The sequence below is a fragment of the Stappia sp. TSB10GB4 genome (genome assembly GCF_900185745.1).
Lineage (GTDB): Bacteria > Pseudomonadota > Alphaproteobacteria > Rhizobiales > Stappiaceae > Stappia.
In genome coordinates, this window is the sequence record NZ_FYAV01000042.1 from 35020 (window position 1) to 56926 (window position 21907).

The window sequence follows — 21907 nt, forward strand, 5'->3', positions numbered from 1 at the left end:
TTGCTCCCCAAGATCTCTTTCGCAAAGTCCGCCGCGCCGCAAAAGGGCGTGGCCGTCCTCCTCGCCGACGACACGCTGGCGACCGGCGCCAGCGCGGCCGGCCTCGGCGAGGGGCTGCAGGACCTCATCCGGCGCGCGGCGGAGGCCGCCGGCTTTTCCGGCAAGTCGAAGACGGTGCTGGACCTGCTCGCTCCGGCCGGCCTCGGCGTCGATCGGTTGCTGGTCGTCGGCCTCGGCAAGGCTGATGCGGTCTCCGGGCTCGGCGACACCGATTGGGCGGCGCTCGGCGGCACCGTGATGGGCAAGCTCGGCAAGGCGAAGGTGGCCGAGGTGCTGCTGGAGGTGCCGGCCGGCACCGTTGCGGCCGAGCACGCCGCCGCCTTTGCGATGGGCATGAAACTGCGCGCCTATGTCTTCGACCGCTACAAGAGCAAGAAGGGCGACGACGAGGAGGCGAGCGGTTCGGTCAAGGTGTCGCTGCTGGTGGACGATGCCAAGGCGGCGAAGAAGGCCTGGGCGGATGCGGATGCGGTGAGCGAGGGCACGCTGCTTGCCCGCGACCTGGTCAATGAGCCGGCCAACGTGCTGACAACGGTCGAGTTCGCCCGGCGCGCCAGCGAGCTTTCCAAGCTCGGCGTCGAGATCGAGATCCTCGACGAGAAGGCGATGAAGAAGCTCAAGATGCACGCGCTGCTCGGCGTGGCGCAGGGCTCCGAAAGCCCGCCGCGCCTGGTGATCATGCGCTGGAACGGCGGCAAGAAGGACGCGGCTCCGCTCGCCTTCATCGGCAAGGGCGTCGTCTTCGACACCGGCGGCATCTCGATCAAACCGGCCGCCTCGATGGAGGACATGAAGGGCGATATGGGCGGCGCCGCCGCCGTCACCGGCCTGATGCACGCGCTGGCCGCCCGCAAGGCCAAGGTCAATGCCATCGGCGTCATTGGCCTCGTCGAGAACATGCCGGACGGCAAGGCGCAGCGGCCGGGCGATATCGTCACGGCGATGTCGGGGGCGACCATCGAGATCATCAACACCGATGCGGAAGGCCGCCTCGTGCTGGCCGACGCGCTCTGGTACACGCAGGACCGGTTCAAGCCGGCCTTCATGATCAATCTGGCGACGCTCACCGGCGCGATCATCATCGCGCTCGGCAACCATCACGCCGGCATCTTCTCCAACAACGACGAACTGGCCGCGCGGCTGACCGAGGCCGGGCTCGCCACCGACGAGAAGGTCTGGCGCCTGCCGCTGTCGAAGGATTACGACAAGCTCATCGACACGCCGAACGCGGACATGAAGAACACCGGCGGCCGCTCCGCCGGCTCGATCACCGCCGCGCAGTTCCTGCAGCGCTTCGTCAACGACGTGCCGTGGGTGCATATCGACGTCGCCGGCACCGCCATGGGCAGCCCGAAGACCGATCTCAGCAAGGGCTGGGCCTCCGGCTTCGGCGTGCGGCTGCTCGATCGTCTGGTCCGCGACCACTACGAAGGCTAAGGTCGCTGCCCGGGACCGCGGGAGAAGCCTTCCGTGGTCCCAGGCCCCGCCGCAGGTGCTGCAAGAGGATCCGCGGGGGCCGCAGTGGCGGACACAAAAAACCCGCCTTGCGGCGGGCTTTGTCGACCGGCAGAAGCAGGTCGGATGTCAGCAGGTCTTGTAGGCTTCGCAGTCACTGGCAGTCGGCTCGACAACCACCGTCCCCATCGCCGTGGTCACGCCCGCCAATCCGAGCACGAGACCGAAAAACAAAGCAATCCGCACAGCCATCGAATGTCTCCCGTTGCCCCGGCTCCGTTACGGCTCTACCGTCCCGCCTGTCGCTTCCATGAGACCCAACCTAAACTCGGTCCTGCCGGTTCCACTGTGATGGCGACCACAGGACGGACGGGTCGGAGGCGCACACGGCGACGGCCGAATCGACCGGGTCCGGCCCGCTCGTCACTCTGCCGGGCCGAAGTTGGGAAACCGTTAATCGTGAATCACTGGCAAATCAAAGCCCGTTTCTCGTCCCACGGCACTTCGCGCCGGGGCTGTTGCATGGGTGCCGCAGTGCACACATGGGGGGCCGCGTGAGCGAAGTCCTATTCTATCATCTGACCCGCAGGCCGCTCGAAGAGGTGCTGCCGGGGCTTCTGGAAACCTGCCTGACCCGCGGCTGGCGTTGTGTCGTCCAGACCGGCTCGCGGGAGCGCTGCGAGGCGCTCGATTCGTGGCTGTGGACCTATCGCGACGACGCGTTCCTGCCGCATGGGACGTCCGCCGACGGCCATGCCGCAGCGCAGCCGATCTATCTGACGGACGGTGAGGAGAACCCGAACGGCGCGGTGGTGCGCTTCCTCGTCGACCGGGCGAGCCCGCCGGACCTCACGCCCTATCAGCGCGGGGTCTTCCTGTTCGACGGGCAGGACCCGGAGGCGGTCGCCGACGCCCGCCGGCACTGGAAGGCGATGAAGGACGCCGGCCACGACATCACCTACTGGCAGCAGAATGAGGCCGGCCGATGGGAGAAGAAGGCATGAGCGGGGAAGGTCCGAACAAGGCGGGCTTCATGGCCCGGCGCGATGCCGCGCGCGAGCGGCTCGACGGGCTGTTCGGTGCCAAGGGCGGCAAGCGGGAGGATCGCTCCGCCTGGTTCGATGCGGTCTACGAGACCGCCGGCGGCGATGCGGCGGCCGTACCCTGGGCGGACCTTGCTCCCAAGGCGGAACTGGTCGACTGGCTGGAGACGCATCCGGGCGAGGGGCTGCTCGCCGTCGACGTCGGATGTGGGCTTGGCGACAATGCCGAGGCGCTGGCGCAGGCCGGCTACCGCACCACCGGTTTCGATCTGTCGCCGAAGGCGGTCGGGTGGGCGCGGCAGCGCTTCCCGGACAGTGCCGTCGACTACCGCGCCGCCGATCTTTTCGACCTGCCGGCGGACTGGATCGGCCGTTTCGATCTGGTGCACGAGTGCTACACGCTGCAGGCGCTTTCGGGCGAGTTGCGCGTGCGCGCCTTCACCGCCGTCGCCTCTCTCCTTGCTCCCGGCGGCCGGCTGCTGCTGCTGACGCGGACAGCACCAGAGGCAAGCACGCCCGATGGGCCGCCCTGGCCGTTGGCGCTTTCCGAACTGGAGCGCTTCTCGTCGCTCGGACTGGAGCATATCGACCGCCATGCTTACGATATCCGCAAGGGTGAGCGCGTCATTCCGCATGTCCGCGACGTTTGGCGGCGGGTGGGATAAGTCTTTTTCTCCCGGCGCCCAGCCGGCGCTGGCGAGCCTGCCGAATCGCACTAGGTATTAGTGTCAGGGCTTTATGTTTTGCCGTCCGGCCTCAAGATCCTGCATCTATCTAGCTGTTGATGACGGCTGAGACGACGGCGCCAGATGGATCAAGATGATGGGGCAGGGCGAGGCTCGGAACGCTGTTAAGCCACGCAGGGTTCTGCATCCGCTCGTCACGCGTGGTCAGATCTGGTCGATAGCTGCCGCGACCGGTCTCTTCTTCGCCGTTGCGCTGGGGCTCGTGCTCATCGTGTCCCATGTTGTCCTGTCGATGCGCCAGACCACCAACGACATAGACGATCAGCGCGCCATCGCTGCGGCGAGCGCCGCGGTCGCGGCGTTGGAGCGGCGCCTGTCGTTGATTGCGCTCGACAATGCGGAGTGGGACGAGGCGTATGACGCGGTCCTTTCCGAGCGCGGTCATGACTGGATCCGCGAGAACTGGGGAGGGCCGAGTACCGATTATCCTGTTTATGATGGGGTGGTCGTATTCGGCAGAGATCTGTCGATGATGTCCGCCTACCTCAAGGGAGCGGCCTTCGCCCCGCCAGGTGGTGCGGATCGGACGATGGTGGAGTACGCGATCAGCGCGCAGCGCTCGGACGCGGCCGTTGCCGGTCTGATGCGCGTCGGCGACGAGATCGCCGCGGCAGCCGCGATGACCATACGCCCGTTCTCGGCGCCAGCTCCCGAGGGACCCGGGCCGGTCCTCATCCTGTTCAAGCTCGTCGATGCGTCGATCCTCTCGATCATGTCCAACGACTATCAGATCGCCGGTCTGACCCTTGGAGAGGAGAGGGCGCCGGACAGTCTCAACCTTGCCCTTGAGGATGGCTCCGGGCAGGTGCTTGGCTATCTCTCATGGCCCAGCCGTAAGCCCGGCGATCAGGCGTTCGACGATCACCGCTCGCTCCTTGCGCTGGCCGGCGCGACGCTGGTCGTATTCCTGGCGATGGTGCTGGCGGCCGGTTTGCTGGAATCGTTGCGCCTGCGGCGGATTGCAACCGCGGCCGAATACGAGGCGAAGCGCGACAGGCTCACCGGCACGCTCAATCGCAGCGGATTTCTGGACATGCTGGATACGCTGGCGGCGCAAGCTTCGCCGACCCGGCCGCTGTCCCTTCACATGCTGGATCTCGACGGCTTCAAACAGGTCAACGACACCTGGGGGCACGCCGTCGGGGACATGCTGATCGCGGCCGTGGCAGTCAGGCTTGCCGGGTTCGGGGGACACTTCGTCGCCGCCGGCAGGCTGGGTGGCGACGAGTTCGCGCTGGCCCAGACGCAGATGCCCGTACAGGTACCGAAACGCAAACCGGCCCAGGCTTTGACAGAGACAGACGCAGAGACGCAGCCGATGTCTCCGGAGATGCTGGCACAACGGGTGGTCGATGCCTTCGCCCGTCCCTTCACCGTCGGTAGCCGCGAGTTGCGCGTCACCGCCAGCATGGGGCATGCCTCGATCACCGAACCGATCGATCCGGCCGAGTTGATGCGTCGTGCGGATGTGGCGATGTACCGGGCCAAGGCCGAGGGCAAGTTCCGGGCGCTGGAATATCATCCGCAGATGGAGCAGGTTTGCTGAGCCCTGTCGAGGGGAGCCGGTGTCACCCCAGCCGCGACAGCAGCGCCCGCAACTCTCCCAGATGCGCCACCTGGTGAAAGCGGTCGCTGCCGGCCGGGATGTCGGCGTGTTCCAGCGCCCAGGTGATCTCGTAAGGCACATGGACGCCGTGGCTGCCGGCATCGAGTGCCGGCACGATGTCCGACTTCAGCGAATTGCCGACCATCATCGCGCGCCCGGCGCCGTCGCCGTGGCGGGAAAACAGCGTGCGATAGGTGTCGACGGTCTTTTCCGGCACGATCTCGACCGCATGGAAATGCTCAGCCAGTCCGGATTCCGCGATCTTGCGCTCCTGGTCGAAGAGATCACCCTTGGTGATCAGGACGAGGCGGAAATTGCCGGACAGGGCGGCCAGCGTCTCCTCGACATGCGGGAGCGGTTCCACCGGGTGGGAGAGGATGTCGCGGCCGGCCTCGAGAATCTGTCCGATCACCGAGGCGGGTGCCTTGCCTTCGGTCACCTCGATGGCGGTCTCGATCATCGACAGGGTGAAACCCTTCACGCCATAGCCGTAAAGACGCAGGTTGCGGCGCTCCGCCGCCAGCAGGCGCTCTGTCAGGTTCTCCGGATCGCTGTAGTCGGCAAGCAGGCCGGTGAAGCGCTCTTCCGTCAGGCGGAAATTCCGCTCGTTGTGCCAGAGCGTGTCGTCGGCATCGAAGCCGATGGTCGTCAGCGTCGCCATGATCGTTCCTCGCGCAGCCCTCAGCCGTCTTCCAGTTCGGTCGACAGTTCCAGCCACTGCTCCTCCGTGCGGGTCAGCTTCTTCTCCAGATAGGCCCGCTCCTTGGCGAACTTCGTCGCCCGTTCCGCATCCTTGCGGAAGAAGTCGGGATCGGCCAGCGCCTCGTCGAGCTTGCCGATCTTTTCCTGCAGACGGGCCATTTCCTTTTCCGCCGCCTGGATCTCCTTGCGCAGCGGGGCCTGGCGGGCGCGCCGCTCGGCCGCCGAACGGCGCTTGTCCTGGGCCTTGCGTTCGTCCTCGGTCTCGGCGGGGGCAGCGCTCTTTGCCGCGTCGCGCCCGTTGCCGCGCTCGGCCTTGTCCTTCTGCAGGATGAGGCGGCGATAGTCCTCCATGTCGCCGTCGAAGCTGCGCACGCCGCCGTCGGCGACAAGCCACAGCCGGTCGGCACAGGCCTCCACCAGGTGGCGGTCGTGCGAGATCAGGATCACCGCCCCGTCGAACGCGTTGACCGCCTGGATCAGCGCCTCGCGGCTCTCGATGTCGAGGTGATTGGTTGGCTCGTCGAGGATCAGGAGATGTGGCCCCTCGAACGTCGCCAGGCCGAGCAGCAGGCGCGCCTTCTCGCCGCCCGACAGGTCGCGCGCCGGCGTCTCCATGCGGCTGGTCGGCAGGCCGAAGCGGGCAACGCGGGCGCGCACCTTGGCCTCCGGCGCGTCCGGCATCAGTCGGCGGACATGGGCGACGGGACTGTCGGCGGGCACCAGTTCGTCGAGCTGGTGCTGTGCGAAGAAGGCGACCTTCAGCTTGGTGGCACGGGTGATCTCGCCGGACTGCCGCTCCAGCCGGCCGGCGATCAGCTTGGCGAAGGTCGACTTGCCGTTGCCGTTGGAGCCGAGCAGGGCGATGCGGTCGTCATTGTCGATGTTGAGCGACAGGCGCGACAGGATGGTCGTGTCGCCATAGCCGACGGCGACATTCTCCAGCCGGATGATCGGCGGGGCGAGCCGGCCGTCCGGATCGGGGAAGGAGATCGGCAGCGCGTCCGTCTCCACCACCGCGGCGATCGGCTCCATCTTCTCCAACATCTTCAGCCGCGACTGCGCCTGGCGAGCCTTGGTCGCCTTGGCGCGGAAGCGGTCGACGAAGGCCTGCATGTGCTTGCGCTGGGCTTCCTGCTTCTCGCGGTTCTTCTCCTGCAGCAGCAGCGACTCGCGCCGCTGCCGGTCGAAGCTGTCATAGCCGCCGCGATAGAAGGTCAGCTTCAACTGGTCGAGATGGACGATGGAATCGACCGCCTTGTTGAGCAGGTCGCGGTCGTGACTGATCAGCAGCACCTGGTGCGGGTAGCGGGCGATGTAGCTTTCCAGCCAGAGCGTGCCTTCCAGGTCGAGATAGTTGGTCGGCTCGTCGAGCAGCAGCAGGTCCGGCTCGGAGAACAGCACGGCCGCCAGTGCGACGCGCATGCGCCAGCCACCGGAAAATGAGGAGCAGGGGCGCGCCTGCGCCTCCGCATCGAATCCGAGGCCGGCAAGGATGCGGGCCGCACGCGCTTCCGCCGTGTGGGCGTCGATATCGGCAAGGCGGGTGTGGATCTCGGCGATGCGCAGCGGGTCCGTAGCCGTCTCGGCTTCCTGCAGCAGGCGCGCGCGCTCGGTGTCGGCGGCCAGCACCACCTCGACCAGCGTCTGCTCCGTGCCTGGCGCCTCCTGCGCCACCTGGCCGATGCGCAGGCCCTTGGGCACGCGGATCTCGCCGCTTTCGGGCGCGGCCTCGCCGGTGATCAGGCGGAACAGGGTGGACTTGCCGGCGCCGTTGCGGCCGATGAAGCCGGTCTTGGCGCCCGAGGGCAGCAAGACGCTCGCCCGCTCCAGCAGCGTGCGTCCGGCAATCCTGTAGGTGAGGTCGGTGATCTGCAGCATGGGCGGATCAATGGCCGGAAATGCCTGCCTGCGCAAGGGGGAGGAGAGGGCGAGGGCAGGTCGGCGAAAGGCCGATTGCAAGCCGGCGCGAACGCGGCCTAGCATGGACGGCAACCTGTTCCAGAAGAGGGGAAACAGACATGTGCGTTCCAGGATGCCAGGAAGTCGTTGCCCGCCGGCTGAGCCGCCGCGGATTGCTGAAGGGGCTCGTCGGCACGACGGCGGGCGCCGCGGCGTTCGCGGCCTTTCCGCCGCCGCGTCCCGCCCTTGCCTCGGACATCTCGTTCGGCCGGGTCGTCGACCTCACTCATGCGCTTGGCGAGGATTTCCCGACCTTCTTCGGCAAGCCGCAGTTGCGCATGGAGAGAACGGCCGAGTTCTCCAAGGACGGCTTCAACATGTACCAGTGGCATCTCGACGAGCACACCGGTACCCATCTCGATGCGCCGCTGCATTTCTCCGCCGACGGGGTGGGGGCGGACGAGATCCCGACCGACCAGTTGGTCGTGCCGCTCGTGGTGGTGGACATTCGCGAGAAGGCGGAGGCCAATCCCGACTACCAGCTCTCTATCGGCGACCTGCGGGCCTTCGAGACAGCGCATGGCGATCTTCCGGCCGGCGGCTGCGTCGCCATGAACTCGGGCTGGGCGCAGCATGTGGCGAGCGAGCGCTACCGCAATGCCGATACCGATGGCGGCATGCACTTTCCTGGCTTCTCCAAGGAGGCTTGCCTCTACATGATGGACAAGGGCGTGGTCGGCATGGCGGTCGACACGCTGTCGCTGGACCACGGCGCGTCCAAGACCTTCGATGTGCACTACACCTGGCTGCCGTCCGGCCGCTGGGGGCTGGAATGCCTTGCCGGTCTCGACGAGGTGCCGGCCACCGGCGCAACGCTGGTTCTGGGAGCCCCGAAGATCAAGGGCGCGACCGGCGGGCCGAGCCGGGTCTTCGCGCTGGTGTGATCTGGTCCTTGCGGGCCGCGAAACGAAAAACCCCCGGCGGATGACCGCCGGGGGCTTCGAGAGCCGGTGATCGCGTGGCCGTAGCCTTGCGGATCAGACCGAGTAGTACATGTCGTACTCGACCGGATGCGGCGTCATCTCGTACCGCATGTTCTCTTCCATCTTCAGGTCGATATAGGCGTCGATCTGGTCGTCGTCCATGACGCCACCGGCCTTCAGGAACTCGCGGTCGGCGTCGAGCGACTCCAGAGCCTCGCGGAGCGAACCGCAGACGGTCGGGATTTCCTTCAGCTCCTCCGGCGGCAGGTCGTAGAGGTTCTTGTCCATCGCGTCGCCCGGATGGATCTTGTTCTTGATGCCGTCGAGGCCGGCCATTAGCATCGACGCGAAGGCGAGATACGGGTTGGCCGAGGGATCCGGGAAGCGGACCTCGATGCGCTTTGCCTTCGGGGAGGAGGTGAAGGGGATGCGGCAGGAGGCCGAGCGGTTGCGCGAGGAATAGGCCAGCAGCACCGGCGCCTCGTAGCCCGGGACCAGACGCTTGTAGGAGTTGGTCGACGGGTTGGTGAAGGCGTTCAGGGCCTTGGCGTGCTTGAGGATGCCGCCGATGTAGTAGAGGCAGGTCTCGGACAGATCCGCATACTGGTTGCCGGCGAAGACGGGCTTGCCATCCTTCCAGATCGACTGGTGCACGTGCATGCCGGTGCCGTTGTCGCCGAAGATCGGCTTGGGCATGAAGGTCGCGGTCTTGCCATAGGCATGGGCGACCTGATGCACGACGTACTTGTAGATCTGCATCTTGTCGGCGTTACGGGTCAGCGTGTCGAACTTGATGCCGAGCTCGTGCTGGGCCGCGGCCACCTCGTGGTGGTGCTTCTCGACGGTGACGCCCATCTCGGTCAGGACGGTCAGCATCTCCGAGCGGATGTCCTGGCAGCTATCGATCGGCGGGACCGGGAAATAGCCGCCCTTGGTGCGCGGACGGTGGCCGAGGTTGCCGGTCTCGTATTCCGAGCCCATGTTCGACGGCAGTTCCATGCTGTCGATCTTGAAGCCGGTGTTGTACGGGTCGGCCGTGAAGCGGACGTCGTCAAAGATGAAGAACTCGGCTTCCGGGCCGACGAAGACGGTGTCGCCGACGCCGAGCGAGCTGACATAGGCCTCGGCCTTCTTGGCGGTCGTGCGCGGGTCGCGGTTGTAGGCCTCGCCAGAGACCGGATCGACGATGTCGCAGATGATCGAGATGGTCGACTGGGCAAAGAACGGATCGACGTGGACCGTGTCCGGATCGAGCACGAGCATCATGTCGGACTCGTTGATCGCCTTCCAGCCGGCGATGGACGAGCCGTCGAAGGCGACGCCTTCCGCGAACATGTCCTCATCGACCAGGCCCGCATCCATGGTCACGTGCTGCAGCTTGCCGCGCGGATCGGAGAACCGCAGGTCGACGAACTTGATGTCCTTGTCCTTGATCTGCTTGAGAATGTCGCTGGCGCTCGTCATTTAAGATGTTCCCTGTTTTCCTTGGGGTCGGTCCCGTTGGGGGTCTTGCAGAGGGCGGCTGTGGCATGAGGCCCGCAAGGGCCGGCCGGGCTGCCCGGAAGTGTGGCCGAAAATTCGACCGGAGCCTCAGATCGCGTCGGTGCCGGTCTCGCCGGTCCGGATGCGGACGGCTTCCTCGATGGTGGAGACGAAGATCTTGCCGTCGCCGATGCGCCCGGTCTGAGCGGCATTGCGGATCGCCTCGACGGCCTTGTCGACAAGGTCGTCGGTCAGCACGATCTCGACCTTCACCTTGGGAAGGAAGTCGACCACGTATTCGGCGCCGCGATAGAGCTCGGTATGGCCCTTCTGGCGGCCGAAGCCCTTGGCCTCGGTCACGGTGATGCCCTGGAGGCCGACCTCCTGGAGGGCTTCCTTGACCTCGTCGAGCTTGAACGGCTTGATAATTGCCTCGATTTTTTTCATCGCCTCCGCCACTTCGCGTCATTCGGTTTCGAAATGCCGGCCGTTCCGGGCCTGTGCCATCCCCTGACTAGCACGCCCCGTGCCAAGTTTGCCTGCCGAAAAAAGAGCCTGCAAATCGGGCAGTCTCCGCAGGGTTTTCGCGATGCCCGGCGGCCGTCGATCTGAGTATGACCAAATATTGGTCTGATTGCCCAATATTTATGCGAATCTCCGTGCGTTCGACGGGGGGTGAGACGAGGGCGGTGGGGATGGAACCTGCCACAATCCTGATCGCACCGCTCAAATCGCGGGCAGGCCCTGGTCGCCGCCCGGATGTGGAAAGCGGCTTGCACGGCTGCTGCAATCGGCGAAACTCGTGCCGGCACAGCCTGCATGGCATGAACTCGGCAAACACGGGGAGAGGGGAATGCGGATCGAGGCGCTCGACCATCTGGTTCTGACGGTCGCGGATATCGACGAGACCGTCGGCTTCTATTGCGGCGTGCTGGGCATGGAGGAGGTGGTGTTCGGCGGCGGCCGGCGGGCGCTGCGCTTCGGCGCCCAGAAGATCAACCTGCACCTGGCGGGCGCCGAGTTCTCGCCGGCGGCAAAGCGTCCGACCCCGGGGGCGGGCGACCTGTGCTTTCTCGTTGCCTCGCTGGACGCCGCCATCGCCCGGCTGCATGAGGCCGGCGTGCCGATCGAGGAAGGGCCGGTGTCGCGCACCGGCGCGCTGTCGCCGCTGCGGTCCGTCTATGTCCGCGATCCCGATGGCAATCTGATCGAACTTTCCGAACCGCAAGCGGTGGTGATTGCCGGCGCGGCGCCTACGGCGGGGGAGGGAGCTTGATCGAGCTTCTGACCCCACAGGAAATGGGCCGGGCCGATGCGCTGGCCATTGCCGGCGGCGTGCCGGGCATCGAGCTGATGCGCCGGGCCGGGCTGGCGGTCGCGGATGCCTGCAGCCGGATCGTCGGCCATTCCGGCCAGGTTCTGGTGCTGGCCGGCCCCGGAAACAACGGCGGCGACGGCTTCGTCGCGGCGAAGGTGCTGCGCCAGCGCGGCTATCGGGTCGAGGTGCTGCTGCTTGGAGATCCTGAGCGGCTCGCGGGCGACGCGCGGCTTGCCTTCTCCGATATGACCGCCGCCGGCCTTCGCGCCGCGGTGCTTTCCCATGACACGCTGGATCTCGTGCCGGGGCAGGCGTCGCTGGTGGTCGACGCGCTGTTCGGCGCCGGTCTTTCGCGCGCGCCGGAGGGGCTGGCGGCGGAGGCGATCCAGCGGGTCAATGCATCCGGACTGCCGGTGCTGGCCGTCGATCTGCCGTCCGGCGTGGACGGGGCGAGTGGCGGGACGCCGGGCGCGGCGATCCGCGCGACCCGGACAGTGACCTTCTTCCGCCTCAAGCCCGGCCATCTGCTGTTGCCGGGGCGGTTGCTCGCCGGCCGGGTGGAACTTGCCGACATCGGCATACCGGCTTCGGTCCTTGCCGAGGCACATGGCGCTGAGCACGGAAAGGTCTGGCGCAACGATCCGGCTCTATGGGGTGGGGCGATCCGCCCGCCGGCGCTCGACGGCTACAAATACGCGCGCGGCCACGCGGTGGTGGTGTCCGGGCCGGCGCTGTCGACCGGGGCGGCACGGCTGGCGGCCGGTGCCGCGCTGAGGGCAGGGGCCGGGCTCGTGACCGTGGCGACGCCGCCGCCCGCCGCCTTTGTCAATGCCAGCCATCTGACGGCGGTGATGGTGCGCTCCTTCCGGGGCGGCGAGGGGCTCTGCGAGATGCTGGCCGACCGGCGACTCAATGCGGTGGTGCTGGGACCGGGCGCCGGGGTCGGGGAGGAGACGCGGGCGCTTGCGCTCGCCTGCCTTGTCGGCCCGCGCGCGGTGCTGCTCGATGCCGATGCCATCACTTCCTTCGCCGGGCAGGCGGACATGCTTGCCGGCGCTGTCGCCGCAAGAGCGGGTGAGAGGGCGGCGGACGTGGTGTTGACGCCGCATGACGGGGAGTTCGCGCGCCTTTTCGGCGAGGGCACCGCAGCCGATGTCGGAACCTCGCGGCTGGCCCGTGCGCGCGCCGGTGCCAAGGCCACCGGCGCCGTCGTGGTGCTGAAGGGGGCGGACACGGTCGTCGCCGCACCGGACGGGCGCGCGGCGATCAACGACAACGCACCCGCCTGGCTTGCCACCGCCGGCTCCGGCGACGTGCTGTCGGGCATCGTTACCGGCCTGTTGGCGCAGGGACTGGACGGCTTTGCGGCGGCGTCGGCGGGCGTCTGGCTGCATGGCCGCGCCGGGGCGCTGGCGGGGGCGGCGCTGACGGCCGAGGATCTTGAGCCGGCATTGCGCCTGGCGCTTGTGGAGTTCTTTTCCACCGGGCGCTGAAGGGCCGCGCGGGCAGCCGCGAGTGCGCTGCACAGCCTGTCGACAGGCCCCGTTTTTTCTTTGACCCTGCCGGGCGGGGTGCTATAGAGGCCGCGCCTTGACTTCAGGCGCTTGAAAGCATGTCGCGGGCGTGGTGAAACTGGTAGACACGCCAGATTTAGGTTCTGGTGGCGCAAGCCGTGGGGGTTCAAGTCCCTCCGCCCGCACCACGTCAGGCCTCAGGCGATGCGCTCCTGTTTTGGCAGCGAAACCGGTCAGGCAATCCCGAAGCGGGCCACACAATCACAAGAGCAGTCGGAAAGACGTTCTCGATCTAGGACGAAGCACACGACCATGCAGGTAACCGAAACGCTGGCCGAGGGGCTGAAACGCGAACTGAAAGTCGTCATTCCGGCGTCTGAGCTTGCTAGCCGCCTCGATACGTACCTTGACGACCTCAAGGACAAGGTGAAGATCAAGGGCTTCCGGCCGGGCAAGGTGCCGGCCGCGCACCTGAAGCGCCTCTATGGGCGCCAGGCGACGGCCGAGATCCTCAACGAGCTTCTGAACGAGACCACCCGCAAGGCGGTCGAGGAGCGCAACGAGAAGCCGGCGCTGCAGCCCGAGATCGATCTGCCGGAGGGTGAGGCCGAGGCGATCCTGTCCGGCTCCGCCGACATCTCGTTCAAGATGAGCTACGACATCCTGCCGGAGTTCGAGCTGATCGACTTCAAGACGGTCGAGATCGAGCGCCCGGTGGTCGAGATCGCCGATGCGGAGATCGACGAGCAGATCGCCCGGATCGCCGAGAACAACAAGCCGTTCGAGACCAAGGACGGCGCGGCCGAGGAGGGAGACCGCGTCCTCATGAGCTATCTCGGCAAGCTGGACGGCACCCCGTTCGACGGCGGCGCCGACGAGAACGGCCAGTTGGTGCTCGGCTCCAAGCAGTTCATTCCCGGCTTCGAGGAGCAGCTCGTCGGTCTGAAGGCCGGTGACGAGAAGGTCATCGAGGTGTCCTTCCCCGAGGACTATCCGGCCAAGCACCTGGCCGGCAAGCCGGTCACCTTCGACATCGTCGTCAAGGAAGTCCAGGCACCGGGCGAGGTGGCGATCGATGACGACTTCGCCAAGGGCCTCGGCCTTGAAGGTCTCGACAAGCTGAAGGAGATCATCCGCGGCCAGATCGAGAGCCAGTATGGCGCGATGACCCGTCAGAAGGTGAAGCGCCAGCTTCTCGACAAGCTGGACGAGGTCTACCGGTTCGACCTGCCCGAGCGGCTGGTGCAGTCCGAGTTCGACGGCGTGTGGCGCCAGGTCGAGCAGGACATGCAGCGCTCCGGCAAGAGCTTCGAGGACGAGGAGACGACCGAGGACGAGGCGCGCGGCGAGTATCGCAAGATCGCCGAGCGACGTGTTCGTCTCGGTCTGGTCCTGTCCGAGGTCGGCGAGCAGAATCAGGTCAAGGTGACCGACGAGGAGGTGCAGCGCGCCCTCTACGAGAAGGTTCGCCAGTTCCCCGGCCAGGAGAAGCAGGTCTTCGACTTCTACCGCAACAACCCGACGGCGCTCGCCAGCCTGCAGGCGCCGATCTACGAGGAGAAGGTCGTCGACTATATCCTCGAGCTTGCCAAGGTCACCGACAAGACGGTCACCAAGGACGAGCTGATGGCGGATGACGAGGACGAGGCCTGATCCTCTCGGTGTCATGACGGTTTGACGGACCGGCCCCGGACGACCTCCGGGGCCGGATTCGCAAGGAAAGGCAGCCTTATCACTCGCGCTTTAACCCTTGTTCGCGGCCCGTCAGCACCTATCTTCCGATACGCGGCGACATCCCTTATGAATGGGTGTCGCTTTTTCGACTCAAGACCGAGACAGAGACCGTTCCTGCCCGCCTGCCAGCGGCGACCTGAGTGAAGGGGTGGCGGCTCCGCGAGAGCGGCGGAGCCCGGGAACGTTCCTCCAAAGCATGGACGAGGCATGAAGGATCCAGTCGATTTCGCCGTGAACTCACTCGTGCCGATGGTCGTCGAGCAGACGAACCGGGGCGAGCGCGCGTTCGATATCTATTCGCGGCTCCTCAAGGAGCGCATCATCTTCCTGACCGGACCGATCGAGGATCATCTGGCGACGCTCGTCTGTGCGCAGTTGCTCTATCTTGAGGCGGAGAATCCGAGCAAGGAGATCGCCATCTATATCAATTCGCCCGGCGGCTACGTGACCTCGGGCCTGGCGATCTACGACACGATCCAGTTCATCCGACCGGAAGTCTCGACGCTGTGCATCGGCCAGGCCGCCTCGATGGGCTCGCTGCTGCTGGCGGCCGGCGCCAAGGGCAGCCGCTTCTCGCTGCCGAATTCGCGGGTCATGGTGCACCAGCCGTCCGGCGGCTTCCGCGGTACGGCCGCGGACATCATGCTGCATGCGCAGGAAATCCTGAGCCTGAAGAAGCGGCTCAACGAGATCTATGTGAAGCACACCGGCCAGTCGCTGGACGCCGTCGAGGAAGCGCTGGAGCGCGACAAGTTCCTGACGCCGGAGATGGCCAAGGAGTTCGGAATCATCGACGGTGTCATCTCCAGCCGGACCAGCCTCGCCGGGGACGACAAGTCGAAGTGATGTAACGGTGCCAAGGCCGGACCCGCCTCAGGGCGGCGTGCGGCGTCCCTCCGGACCGTCAAGGCCGGCGCCATGGCTTCGCCTTAAACGTATATTGATTTTTGAGGTGGAAGCATGATGACATTTACGGGACGAGTGCGGGCGGGTCTCTGGTCCGGTTCCGGAAAAGAGGAGAACGAATGCGTTCTTCTCGCAAGACACAGCGGAAGGGCAAGATCCTTCCGAAGCACGCGGGGTTTACCTGATGACTAAGGCCAGCGGCGGCGACTCGAAAAACACGCTCTACTGCTCTTTCTGCGGAAAGAGCCAGCATGAAGTGCGCAAGTTGATCGCCGGCCCGACCGTATTTATCTGCGACGAGTGCGTCGAGCTGTGCATGGACATCATCCGCGAGGAGAACAAATCCTCGCTGGTCAAGTCCCGCGACGGCATTCCGACGCCGCAGGAGATTCGCGCCGTCCTTGACGATTACGTGATCGGCCAGGGGCCCGCGAAGAAGGTTCTGTCCGTCGCGGTGCACAACCACTACAAGCGCCTGAACCATGCGTCGAAGAACAACGACGTGGAACTGGCCAAGTCGAACATCCTGCTCGTCGGCCCGACCGGCTGCGGCAAGACGCTGCTGGCCCAGACGCTGGCGCGCATCCTCGACGTGCCCTTCACCATGGCGGATGCGACCACGCTGACCGAGGCCGGCTATGTCGGCGAGGACGTGGAGAACATCATCCTGAAGCTGCTGCAGTCGGCCGACTACAATGTCGAGCGGGCGCAGCGCGGCATCGTCTATATCGACGAGGTCGACAAGATCAGCCGCAAGGCCGACAACCCGTCGATCACCCGCGACGTGTCGGGCGAGGGCGTGCAGCAGGCACTGCTGAAGATCATGGAAGGCACCGTCGCCTCCGTGCCGCCGCAGGGCGGGCGCAAGCATCCGCAGCAGGAGTTCCTGCAGGTGGACACGACCAACATCCTGTTCATCTGCGGCGGCGCGTTCGCGGGGCTGGAGAAGATCATCTCCGAGCGCGGACGCAAGACCTCGATCGGCTTCAAGGCGAATGTCGAGGCGCCGGAAGACCGGCGAACCGGCGAACTGTTCCAGGAACTGGAGCCGGAGGATCTGCTGAAGTTCGGCCTGATCCCGGAGTTCGTCGGCCGTCTGCCGGTGATCGCGACGCTGGGCGATCTCGACGAAGAGGCCCTGGTACAGATCCTGACCGAGCCGAAGAACGCCTTGGTCAAGCAGTACCAGCGCCTGTTCGAGATGGAGAATGTCGAGCTGGCATTCCACGACGAGGCGATGAAGGCGGTGGCCCGCAAGGCGATCGAGCGCAAGACCGGCGCCCGTGGCCTGCGGTCCATCCTCGAGGCGATCCTGCTCGACACCATGTACGAGCTGCCGGGCCTGAAGGGCGTCAAGGAAGTGGTGATCTCGGCCGAGGTCGTCACCGGCGAGGCGCGTCCGCTCTACATCTACGAGGACCGGGCCGAGACGTCCGCCACCTCGGCCTGAGGCCACGCATATCTGCCTGATGATGCTGAAGGCCCCGGTCCGGCGACGGATCGGGGCCTTTGCCGTCAAAGGATCCGGCGCGGCGGCAAGCATCTTGCTTAGGGGGACGCGATGGGGGGATTTCCCCGGATTTCCACCGTTTGCCCTGGTGGGAGGCGCAGATTTTCGGCGAATCAAGGCCGTTTGCGCTTAGACTCAGATCGACGCGGGGCGGCCGTTCGGTCAGCGTGCCTTGACACGTTGCAGGGGGCTCGCCACCTATTGGCATAACAGGCAAGCGGGGCGACCGCCAACGTGCCCAACGGGGCGGGGGTGGTCGGCCGGTCTGGACGCCAGCTTCCGGCGGTCTTCGGCGACCGGCGCGGGGCGAGATGATCCCGACACCGCTTCCGCATGCACCCGTCGTGTCTGCCACTCCCCGGGGCGGCGGGTTCGCAAGGAAAGGAAGATCCATGACTGATTTCGATGCGCGGACCGAGGGCGATACCACCCTCCATGCCGTCCTCCCCTTGCGCGATATCGTCGTGTTCCCGCACATGATCGTGCCGCTGTTCGTCGGCCGCGAGAAGTCGATCCGCGCGCTCGAAGAGGTGATGAGCGCCGACAAGCAGATCCTGCTGGCGACGCAGATCAACGCCTCCGACGACGAGCCCTCGTCCTCCGACATTTACGAGGTCGGCACGCTGGCCACCGTTCTGCAGCTCCTGAAGCTGCCGGACAACACGGTCAAGGTGCTGGTCGAGGGCGTGTCGCGTGCCCGCATCACCTCCTTCACGGAGCGCAGCGACCTGTTCGAAGCGCATGCGACGGTGCTGCCCGACACCGACACCGACACGGTCGAGGTGGAGGCGCTGTCGCGCTCGGTTGTCGCCGAGTTCGACAACTATGTGAAGCTCAACAAGAAGGTTTCGCCCGAGGTGCTCGGCGCGATCGGCCAGATCGACGACAATTCCAAGCTGGCCGACACGATCGCCTCGCATCTGGCGGTGAAGATCCCGGAGAAGCAGGAGATCCTCGCGATCACCTCGGTTGCCGGTCGGCTCGAGCGCGTTCTCGGCCTGATGGAGAGCGAAATCTCCGTCCTGCAGGTGGAAAAGCGCATCCGCTCGCGCGTCAAGCGCCAGATGGAGAAGACCCAGCGCGAGTACTATCTCAACGAGCAGATGAAGGCGATCCAGAAGGAGCTCGGCGACGGCGAGGAAGGCCGCGACGAGGTGGCCGAACTGGAAGATCGGATCATCAAGACCCGGTTGTCGAAGGAAGCGCGCGAAAAGGCCAATGCGGAGCTGCGCAAGCTCAAGCAGATGAGCCCGATGTCGGCGGAAGCCACGGTCGTGCGCAACTATCTCGACTGGCTGCTCGGCATTCCGTGGGGCAAGAAGGGCAAGGTCAAGCACGACCTCAAGCACGCTCAGGCGGTGCTGGACGCGGATCACTATGGCCTGGAGAAGGTCAAGGACCGTATCGTCGAGTATCTCGCCGTGCAGAAGCGCGCCAACAAGCTGAAGGGGCCGATCCTCTGCCTCGTCGGCCCTCCGGGTGTCGGCAAGACCTCGCTCGGCAAGTCGATCGCCAAGTCGACGGGCCGCGAGTTCGTGCGCATGTCGCTCGGCGGCGTGCGTGACGAGGCCGAGATCCGCGGTCACCGCCGCACCTATATCGGCTCGATGCCCGGCAAGGTCATCCAGTCGATGAAGAAGGCGAAGAAGTCCAACCCGCTCTTCCTGCTCGACGAGATCGACAAGATGGGCATGGATTTCCGCGGCGATCCGTCCTCGGCTCTGCTGGAGGTGCTGGATCCGGAGCAGAACTCGTCGTTCATGGACCACTATCTGGAGGTCGAGTACGACCTTTCGGACGTGATGTTCGTGACCACGGCCAACACGCTCAACATCCCGGCGCCGCTGATGGACCGGATGGAGATCATCCGCATCGCCGGCTACACCGAGGACGAGAAGGTGGAGATCGCCCGTCGTCACCTGCTGCCCAAGGCCGAGAAGGACCACGGGCTGCGCGCCGGCGAGTTCGAGGTGTCGGACGCGGCGCTCAGGATGGTGATCCGGCGCTACACCCGCGAGGCGGGCGTGCGGAACCTGGAGCGCGAACTGGCGACCCTGGCACGCAAGGCGGTCAAGGAGATCCTGATGTCCGACAAGCCGGCCATCAAGGTCGACGAGGCGGTGGTCGAGGAGTTCCTGGGCGTGCCGCGCTATCGCTACGGCGAGGCGGAGCTGGAGGACCAGGTCGGCGTCGTCACCGGTCTTGCCTGGACCGAGGTGGGGGGCGAGCTGCTCACCATCGAGGGCGTCATGATGCCCGGCAAGGGCAAGATGACGGTCACCGGCAACCTGCGTGACGTGATGAAGGAGTCCATCTCCGCGGCGGCGTCCTATGTCCGCTCGCGGGCGGTCGACTTCGGCATCGAGCCGCCGTTGTTCGACAAGCGCGACATCCACGTGCACGTGCCGGAAGGCGCGACGCCGAAGGATGGGCCGTCGGCCGGCATCGCCATGGCCACCGCCGTCATCTCGGTGATGACGGGCATTCCGGTGCGCCGCCATGTGGCGATGACGGGCGAGATCACCCTGCGCGGGCGGATCCTGCCGATCGGCGGCTTGAAGGAGAAGCTGCTGGCGGCGCTGCGCGGCGGCATCACCACCGTGATGATCCCGGAGGACAATGCCAAGGATCTCGCGGACATCCCCGACAACGTCAAGAACGGGCTGGAAATCATCCCGGTCTCGCGGATGGAGGATGTGCTGAAGACCGCTCTGGTGCGCACCCCCGAGCCCATCGAATGGGACGAGGCGGCGGCTGCCGCGGCGGCCAAGTCGGTGGTGCAGGAGGATGAGGCGGCCAAGCTCGTCGCCCATTGATCCACCGCTTATTCACAGGAAAAGGGGCGCCGGCGGAAGCAGGCGCCCCTTTGTCATGAGAAAAGCCGGAAAATCGCGGATTTCTGCGCTTTTCAGCTTGCCACGGGCGGGTTTTCGCAAGAGTGTCCCTCCCCGAAGCCTGTCACGAATCGTCGGGCTTGCTGTTTCGAGGAAAGGGACTGCCATGAACAAAAACGACCTGATCGCCGCTGTCGCAGAGAAGACGGGCCTCACCAAGGCGCAGGCTGGCGAGGCTGTCGACGCGGCGCTCGACGCGATCACTGGTACGCTGAAGAGCGGCGATGAAGTCCGCATCATCGGCTTCGGCAATTTCTCCGTCTCCGAGCGCGCCGCCTCCGAGGGCCGCAACCCGCGCACCGGCGAGACGATCCAGATCCCGGCGTCGAAGACCCCGAAGTTCAAGGCCGGCAAGGGCCTCAAGGACGCCGTCAACGCCTGATTGGCGCGGCCGTTCGAACCCTTCCGCTGACGGCCCCCGCGGGATGCCCGCCGGGGCCGTTTTGCGTTTGATCGCCCGTGCTCTGCCTTGCGCGACCCACGCGGATCGCTTGCGGCGCTGCGGGCTGTCTTTTACGCTCCGCGCACAGGATCGGAGGAAAGCAGATGTCTGCACAGGTGGAGAGGGCGCCCGAAGGGCGCGGTGCCGAGGGCTGGGCCGAGGCCTTTCGGGAGGATTGCGCCCATGTGGCGCGGCTGCTCGGGGCGCCTGGCCGCGCGCGGCTTGCAGGGCTGCGCTGGTTCGGCCGGCCGGTGCTGGAGGTCGCCTCCTCGCGGGCTCTGCAGGAGGAATTGATCGCCTCGAGCGGCGTCCACCAGGATGCGCATGGCTTCGGGCGGATCGGCTGGAAGTCGGCGCCGGAGCTGCGCGCCGGTGAGGTGACGCCGAGCGTCTGGCACTTGCCCGACCTGCCGACGCGGCCCTGGTTCGAGCCGGATGCGATCGACCGCCGGCTGGAGGCCGCGCATGCCGAGATCCTCGGCGATTTCACCGGCATTCGCGAGACCATGCAGCCGCATCCCGACAGCGGCGAGATCGTCAGCCGTGGCGCCTGGCCGGCGATCATCGTCATTGGCGCAGGCGGCGAGGCGCCCGGCCTGCGGGCGCGGCTGCCGCATCTGATGCCGCTCATCGACGCGCTGCCGGTCTGCGGCAATTTCGGCTTCGTCTTCTTCGCCGGAACCGTGGCGGGCACGTCGATCGACGCCCATTCCGGCTCGACCAATCTGCGGCTGCGGCGGCATCTGGCGCTCGCCGTGGCCGAGGACACCGATGCGGCGATGACCGTCGACGGGGTGTCGCGCCCCTGGATCGCCGGGCGCTGCATGGCCTTCGACGATGCCTATGCCCATTCGGTGGAGCATCGCAGCGGCGGCGACCGGGTCATTCTGTCGGTCGACACCTGGCACCCGGCGCTTGACGAGGAGGAGGTCGCGGTCCTGTCCGATCCGGTCTTCCCGCGCTTCGGCAAGATCACCCGCTCGCTCGACGCGCCGGACTGATCCCGCACGGCTGCGAACGGGCCTTACCTGTCAGGCCGGGACAAGGCGAATTCAAGCGGATCTGACCGGTTGAATTCGCCTGCGGCTCGGCTTACAAGGCACGAGCCTTGCGGCGGGCCGCAGGGCCATCCCCAGGGGGCATGGCCCCGGATATTCCGGGCGGTCGCACGAAGGGGCGGTTAGCTCAGTTGGTAGAGCGCCTCGTTTACACCGAGGATGTCGGGAGTTCGAGTCTCTCACCGCCCACCATTTTCGCCGCTGTACGGCCCGGAGACATGGGTAACGGTTTGTACCTAAGACATGGGTGACACCCTCGTGCCGAACGGGTTGTCGATGGTCTGCAGGGTCCTCTGTTCCAGGTCGATATATCCCAGATCGTAGTGCATGAAGCTGACGAGCCAAATGCCGTCGTCGACTTCGGTGATTCCGAGCCTCTGGCCGGCAAGCACGGTCGAGACGTTGATCTTCTTCCTCGCCATGCAGATACGGTCGAGACGTTGATCTTCTTCCTCGCCATGCAGATGCGGCCGCAGGCGGTGACGAGGATGTCCCTGTCGTGGAAGGGGTATTCCACCTCCGGCAGGCCCTCATAGGCTTTTGAGGACGGGGCGT

18 protein-coding genes, 2 tRNA genes and 1 pseudogene are annotated in these 21907 nt (G+C 66.1%); 15 read left to right on the forward strand and 6 right to left on the reverse strand.

The features are described from left to right. A complete protein-coding gene (locus TSB10GB4_RS09155; RefSeq protein ID WP_186395489.1) occupies window positions 1–1497 on the forward strand; it encodes a leucyl aminopeptidase in 1497 nt (498 codons plus the stop codon). Between the two features lie 147 nt (window positions 1498–1644). On the opposite strand, the gene TSB10GB4_RS23965 is transcribed toward TSB10GB4_RS09155, so the two are convergent. Further along, window positions 1645–1767, reverse strand: a complete 123-nt coding sequence (locus TSB10GB4_RS23965) for a hypothetical protein (protein ID WP_256376471.1) — start codon at window positions 1765–1767, stop codon at window positions 1645–1647. A 302-nt stretch (window positions 1768–2069) separates the two neighbouring features. Between TSB10GB4_RS23965 and TSB10GB4_RS09160 the strand changes: the two genes are divergently transcribed. From TSB10GB4_RS09160 to TSB10GB4_RS09170, 3 genes are all read left to right on the forward strand, one after another. Continuing rightward, window positions 2070–2519: a DNA polymerase III subunit chi gene (locus tag TSB10GB4_RS09160; RefSeq protein ID WP_186389289.1), complete on the forward strand. Its 450-nt coding sequence runs from the start codon at window positions 2070–2072 to the stop codon at window positions 2517–2519. Next, window positions 2516–3223 carry a bifunctional 2-polyprenyl-6-hydroxyphenol methylase/3-demethylubiquinol 3-O-methyltransferase UbiG gene (locus TSB10GB4_RS09165; protein WP_244570868.1) on the forward strand — a complete coding sequence of 236 codons (708 nt, stop codon included), beginning with the start codon at window positions 2516–2518 and terminating at the stop codon, window positions 3221–3223. Before TSB10GB4_RS09160 ends, TSB10GB4_RS09165 begins: the two co-directional genes overlap by 4 nt. Before the next feature lie 154 nt (window positions 3224–3377). Beyond that, a complete protein-coding gene (locus TSB10GB4_RS09170) occupies window positions 3378–4850 on the forward strand; it encodes a diguanylate cyclase domain-containing protein (protein WP_186395491.1) in 1473 nt (490 codons plus the stop codon). Window positions 4851–4872: 22 nt separating this feature from the next. On the opposite strand, the gene TSB10GB4_RS09175 is transcribed toward TSB10GB4_RS09170, so the two are convergent. Next, the gene (locus TSB10GB4_RS09175; protein ID WP_186395492.1) at window positions 4873–5571 is read right to left on the reverse strand and encodes an HAD family hydrolase; all 699 of its coding nucleotides are present in this window, start codon (window positions 5569–5571) and stop codon (window positions 4873–4875) included. A 20-nt stretch (window positions 5572–5591) separates the two neighbouring features. Continuing rightward, window positions 5592–7490 carry an ABC-F family ATP-binding cassette domain-containing protein gene (locus TSB10GB4_RS09180; RefSeq protein WP_186395493.1) on the reverse strand — a complete coding sequence of 633 codons (1899 nt, stop codon included), beginning with the start codon at window positions 7488–7490 and terminating at the stop codon, window positions 5592–5594. A 140-nt stretch (window positions 7491–7630) separates the two neighbouring features. Here TSB10GB4_RS09180 and TSB10GB4_RS09185 point away from each other — a divergent pair, with 140 nt between their 5' ends. Next, entirely contained in the window at window positions 7631–8455 is an 825-nt protein-coding gene (locus TSB10GB4_RS09185; protein ID WP_186395494.1) for a cyclase family protein, read from the forward strand. Window positions 8456–8548: 93 nt separating this feature from the next. Here TSB10GB4_RS09185 and glnA read toward each other — a convergent pair whose 3' ends face one another. Both glnA and TSB10GB4_RS09195 read right to left on the reverse strand, forming a co-directional pair. After that, window positions 8549–9958, reverse strand: a complete 1410-nt coding sequence (gene glnA, locus TSB10GB4_RS09190) for a type I glutamate--ammonia ligase (protein ID WP_186395495.1) — start codon at window positions 9956–9958, stop codon at window positions 8549–8551. Between the two features lie 126 nt (window positions 9959–10084). Continuing rightward, entirely contained in the window at window positions 10085–10423 is a 339-nt protein-coding gene (locus TSB10GB4_RS09195; protein ID WP_067218098.1) for a P-II family nitrogen regulator, read from the reverse strand. Window positions 10424–10829: 406 nt separating this feature from the next. Between TSB10GB4_RS09195 and TSB10GB4_RS09200 the strand changes: the two genes are divergently transcribed. The 10 genes from TSB10GB4_RS09200 (at window position 10830) to TSB10GB4_RS09245 (ending at window position 21544) form a co-directional block, all read left to right on the forward strand. Next, window positions 10830–11252 (forward strand): VOC family protein, encoded by a 423-nt coding sequence (locus TSB10GB4_RS09200; RefSeq protein ID WP_186395496.1) that lies wholly within the window; start codon window positions 10830–10832, stop codon window positions 11250–11252. After that, window positions 11252–12787, forward strand: a complete 1536-nt coding sequence (locus TSB10GB4_RS09205; protein ID WP_186395504.1) for an NAD(P)H-hydrate dehydratase — start codon at window positions 11252–11254, stop codon at window positions 12785–12787. Before TSB10GB4_RS09200 ends, TSB10GB4_RS09205 begins: the two co-directional genes overlap by 1 nt. Window positions 12788–12911: 124 nt before the next feature. Then, window positions 12912–12996 (forward strand) — tRNA-Leu (locus TSB10GB4_RS09210). A 124-nt stretch (window positions 12997–13120) separates the two neighbouring features. Further along, window positions 13121–14461 (forward strand): trigger factor, encoded by a 1341-nt coding sequence (gene tig / locus TSB10GB4_RS09215; protein WP_186395497.1) that lies wholly within the window; start codon window positions 13121–13123, stop codon window positions 14459–14461. Window positions 14462–14749: 288 nt separating this feature from the next. Beyond that, window positions 14750–15388, forward strand: a complete 639-nt coding sequence (locus TSB10GB4_RS09220) for an ATP-dependent Clp protease proteolytic subunit (RefSeq protein ID WP_186395498.1) — start codon at window positions 14750–14752, stop codon at window positions 15386–15388. Between the two features lie 244 nt (window positions 15389–15632). Next, window positions 15633–16898 (forward strand): ATP-dependent Clp protease ATP-binding subunit ClpX, encoded by a 1266-nt coding sequence (gene clpX, locus TSB10GB4_RS09225; protein WP_186389300.1) that lies wholly within the window; start codon window positions 15633–15635, stop codon window positions 16896–16898. Between the two features lie 452 nt (window positions 16899–17350). Next, the gene (gene lon / locus TSB10GB4_RS09230) at window positions 17351–19774 is read left to right on the forward strand and encodes an endopeptidase La (RefSeq protein WP_186395499.1); all 2424 of its coding nucleotides are present in this window, start codon (window positions 17351–17353) and stop codon (window positions 19772–19774) included. Window positions 19775–19958: 184 nt separating this feature from the next. Beyond that, window positions 19959–20234 carry an HU family DNA-binding protein gene (locus TSB10GB4_RS09235; protein ID WP_186389302.1) on the forward strand — a complete coding sequence of 92 codons (276 nt, stop codon included), beginning with the start codon at window positions 19959–19961 and terminating at the stop codon, window positions 20232–20234. Window positions 20235–20398: 164 nt separating this feature from the next. After that, window positions 20399–21295, forward strand: a complete 897-nt coding sequence (locus TSB10GB4_RS09240) for an aspartyl/asparaginyl beta-hydroxylase domain-containing protein (protein WP_186395500.1) — start codon at window positions 20399–20401, stop codon at window positions 21293–21295. A gap of 173 nt (window positions 21296–21468) precedes the next feature. Beyond that, a tRNA-Val gene (locus TSB10GB4_RS09245) sits at window positions 21469–21544 on the forward strand. Window positions 21545–21588: 44 nt separating this feature from the next. On the opposite strand, the pseudogene TSB10GB4_RS24040 reads toward TSB10GB4_RS09245, so the two are convergent. Continuing rightward, window positions 21589–21907, reverse strand: a pseudogene (locus TSB10GB4_RS24040) (hypothetical protein); the annotation flags it as partial.

What these genes read in the sequence shown, in the direction of transcription:
- TSB10GB4_RS23965 (WP_256376471.1), bottom strand. Translation starts at nt 1,767, where the DNA reads ATGGCTGTGCGGATTGCTTTGTTTTTCGGTCTCGTGCTCGGATTGGCG.
- TSB10GB4_RS09165 (WP_244570868.1), top strand. Translation starts at nt 2,516, where the DNA reads ATGAGCGGGGAAGGTCCGAACAAGGCGGGCTTCATGGCCCGGCGCGAT.
- TSB10GB4_RS09170 (WP_186395491.1), top strand. Translation starts at nt 3,378, where the DNA reads ATGATGGGGCAGGGCGAGGCTCGGAACGCTGTTAAGCCACGCAGGGTT.
- TSB10GB4_RS09175 (WP_186395492.1), bottom strand. Translation starts at nt 5,571, where the DNA reads ATGGCGACGCTGACGACCATCGGCTTCGATGCCGACGACACGCTCTGG.
- TSB10GB4_RS09180 (WP_186395493.1), bottom strand. Translation starts at nt 7,490, where the DNA reads ATGCTGCAGATCACCGACCTCACCTACAGGATTGCCGGACGCACGCTG.
- TSB10GB4_RS09185 (WP_186395494.1), top strand. Translation starts at nt 7,631, where the DNA reads ATGTGCGTTCCAGGATGCCAGGAAGTCGTTGCCCGCCGGCTGAGCCGC.
- glnA (WP_186395495.1), bottom strand. Translation starts at nt 9,958, where the DNA reads ATGACGAGCGCCAGCGACATTCTCAAGCAGATCAAGGACAAGGACATC.
- TSB10GB4_RS09195 (WP_067218098.1), bottom strand. Translation starts at nt 10,423, where the DNA reads ATGAAAAAAATCGAGGCAATTATCAAGCCGTTCAAGCTCGACGAGGTC.
- TSB10GB4_RS09200 (WP_186395496.1), top strand. Translation starts at nt 10,830, where the DNA reads ATGCGGATCGAGGCGCTCGACCATCTGGTTCTGACGGTCGCGGATATC.
- tig (WP_186395497.1), top strand. Translation starts at nt 13,121, where the DNA reads ATGCAGGTAACCGAAACGCTGGCCGAGGGGCTGAAACGCGAACTGAAA.
- TSB10GB4_RS09220 (WP_186395498.1), top strand. Translation starts at nt 14,750, where the DNA reads ATGAAGGATCCAGTCGATTTCGCCGTGAACTCACTCGTGCCGATGGTC.
- clpX (WP_186389300.1), top strand. Translation starts at nt 15,633, where the DNA reads ATGACTAAGGCCAGCGGCGGCGACTCGAAAAACACGCTCTACTGCTCT.
- lon (WP_186395499.1), top strand. Translation starts at nt 17,351, where the DNA reads ATGACTGATTTCGATGCGCGGACCGAGGGCGATACCACCCTCCATGCC.
- TSB10GB4_RS09235 (WP_186389302.1), top strand. Translation starts at nt 19,959, where the DNA reads ATGAACAAAAACGACCTGATCGCCGCTGTCGCAGAGAAGACGGGCCTC.
- TSB10GB4_RS09240 (WP_186395500.1), top strand. Translation starts at nt 20,399, where the DNA reads ATGTCTGCACAGGTGGAGAGGGCGCCCGAAGGGCGCGGTGCCGAGGGC.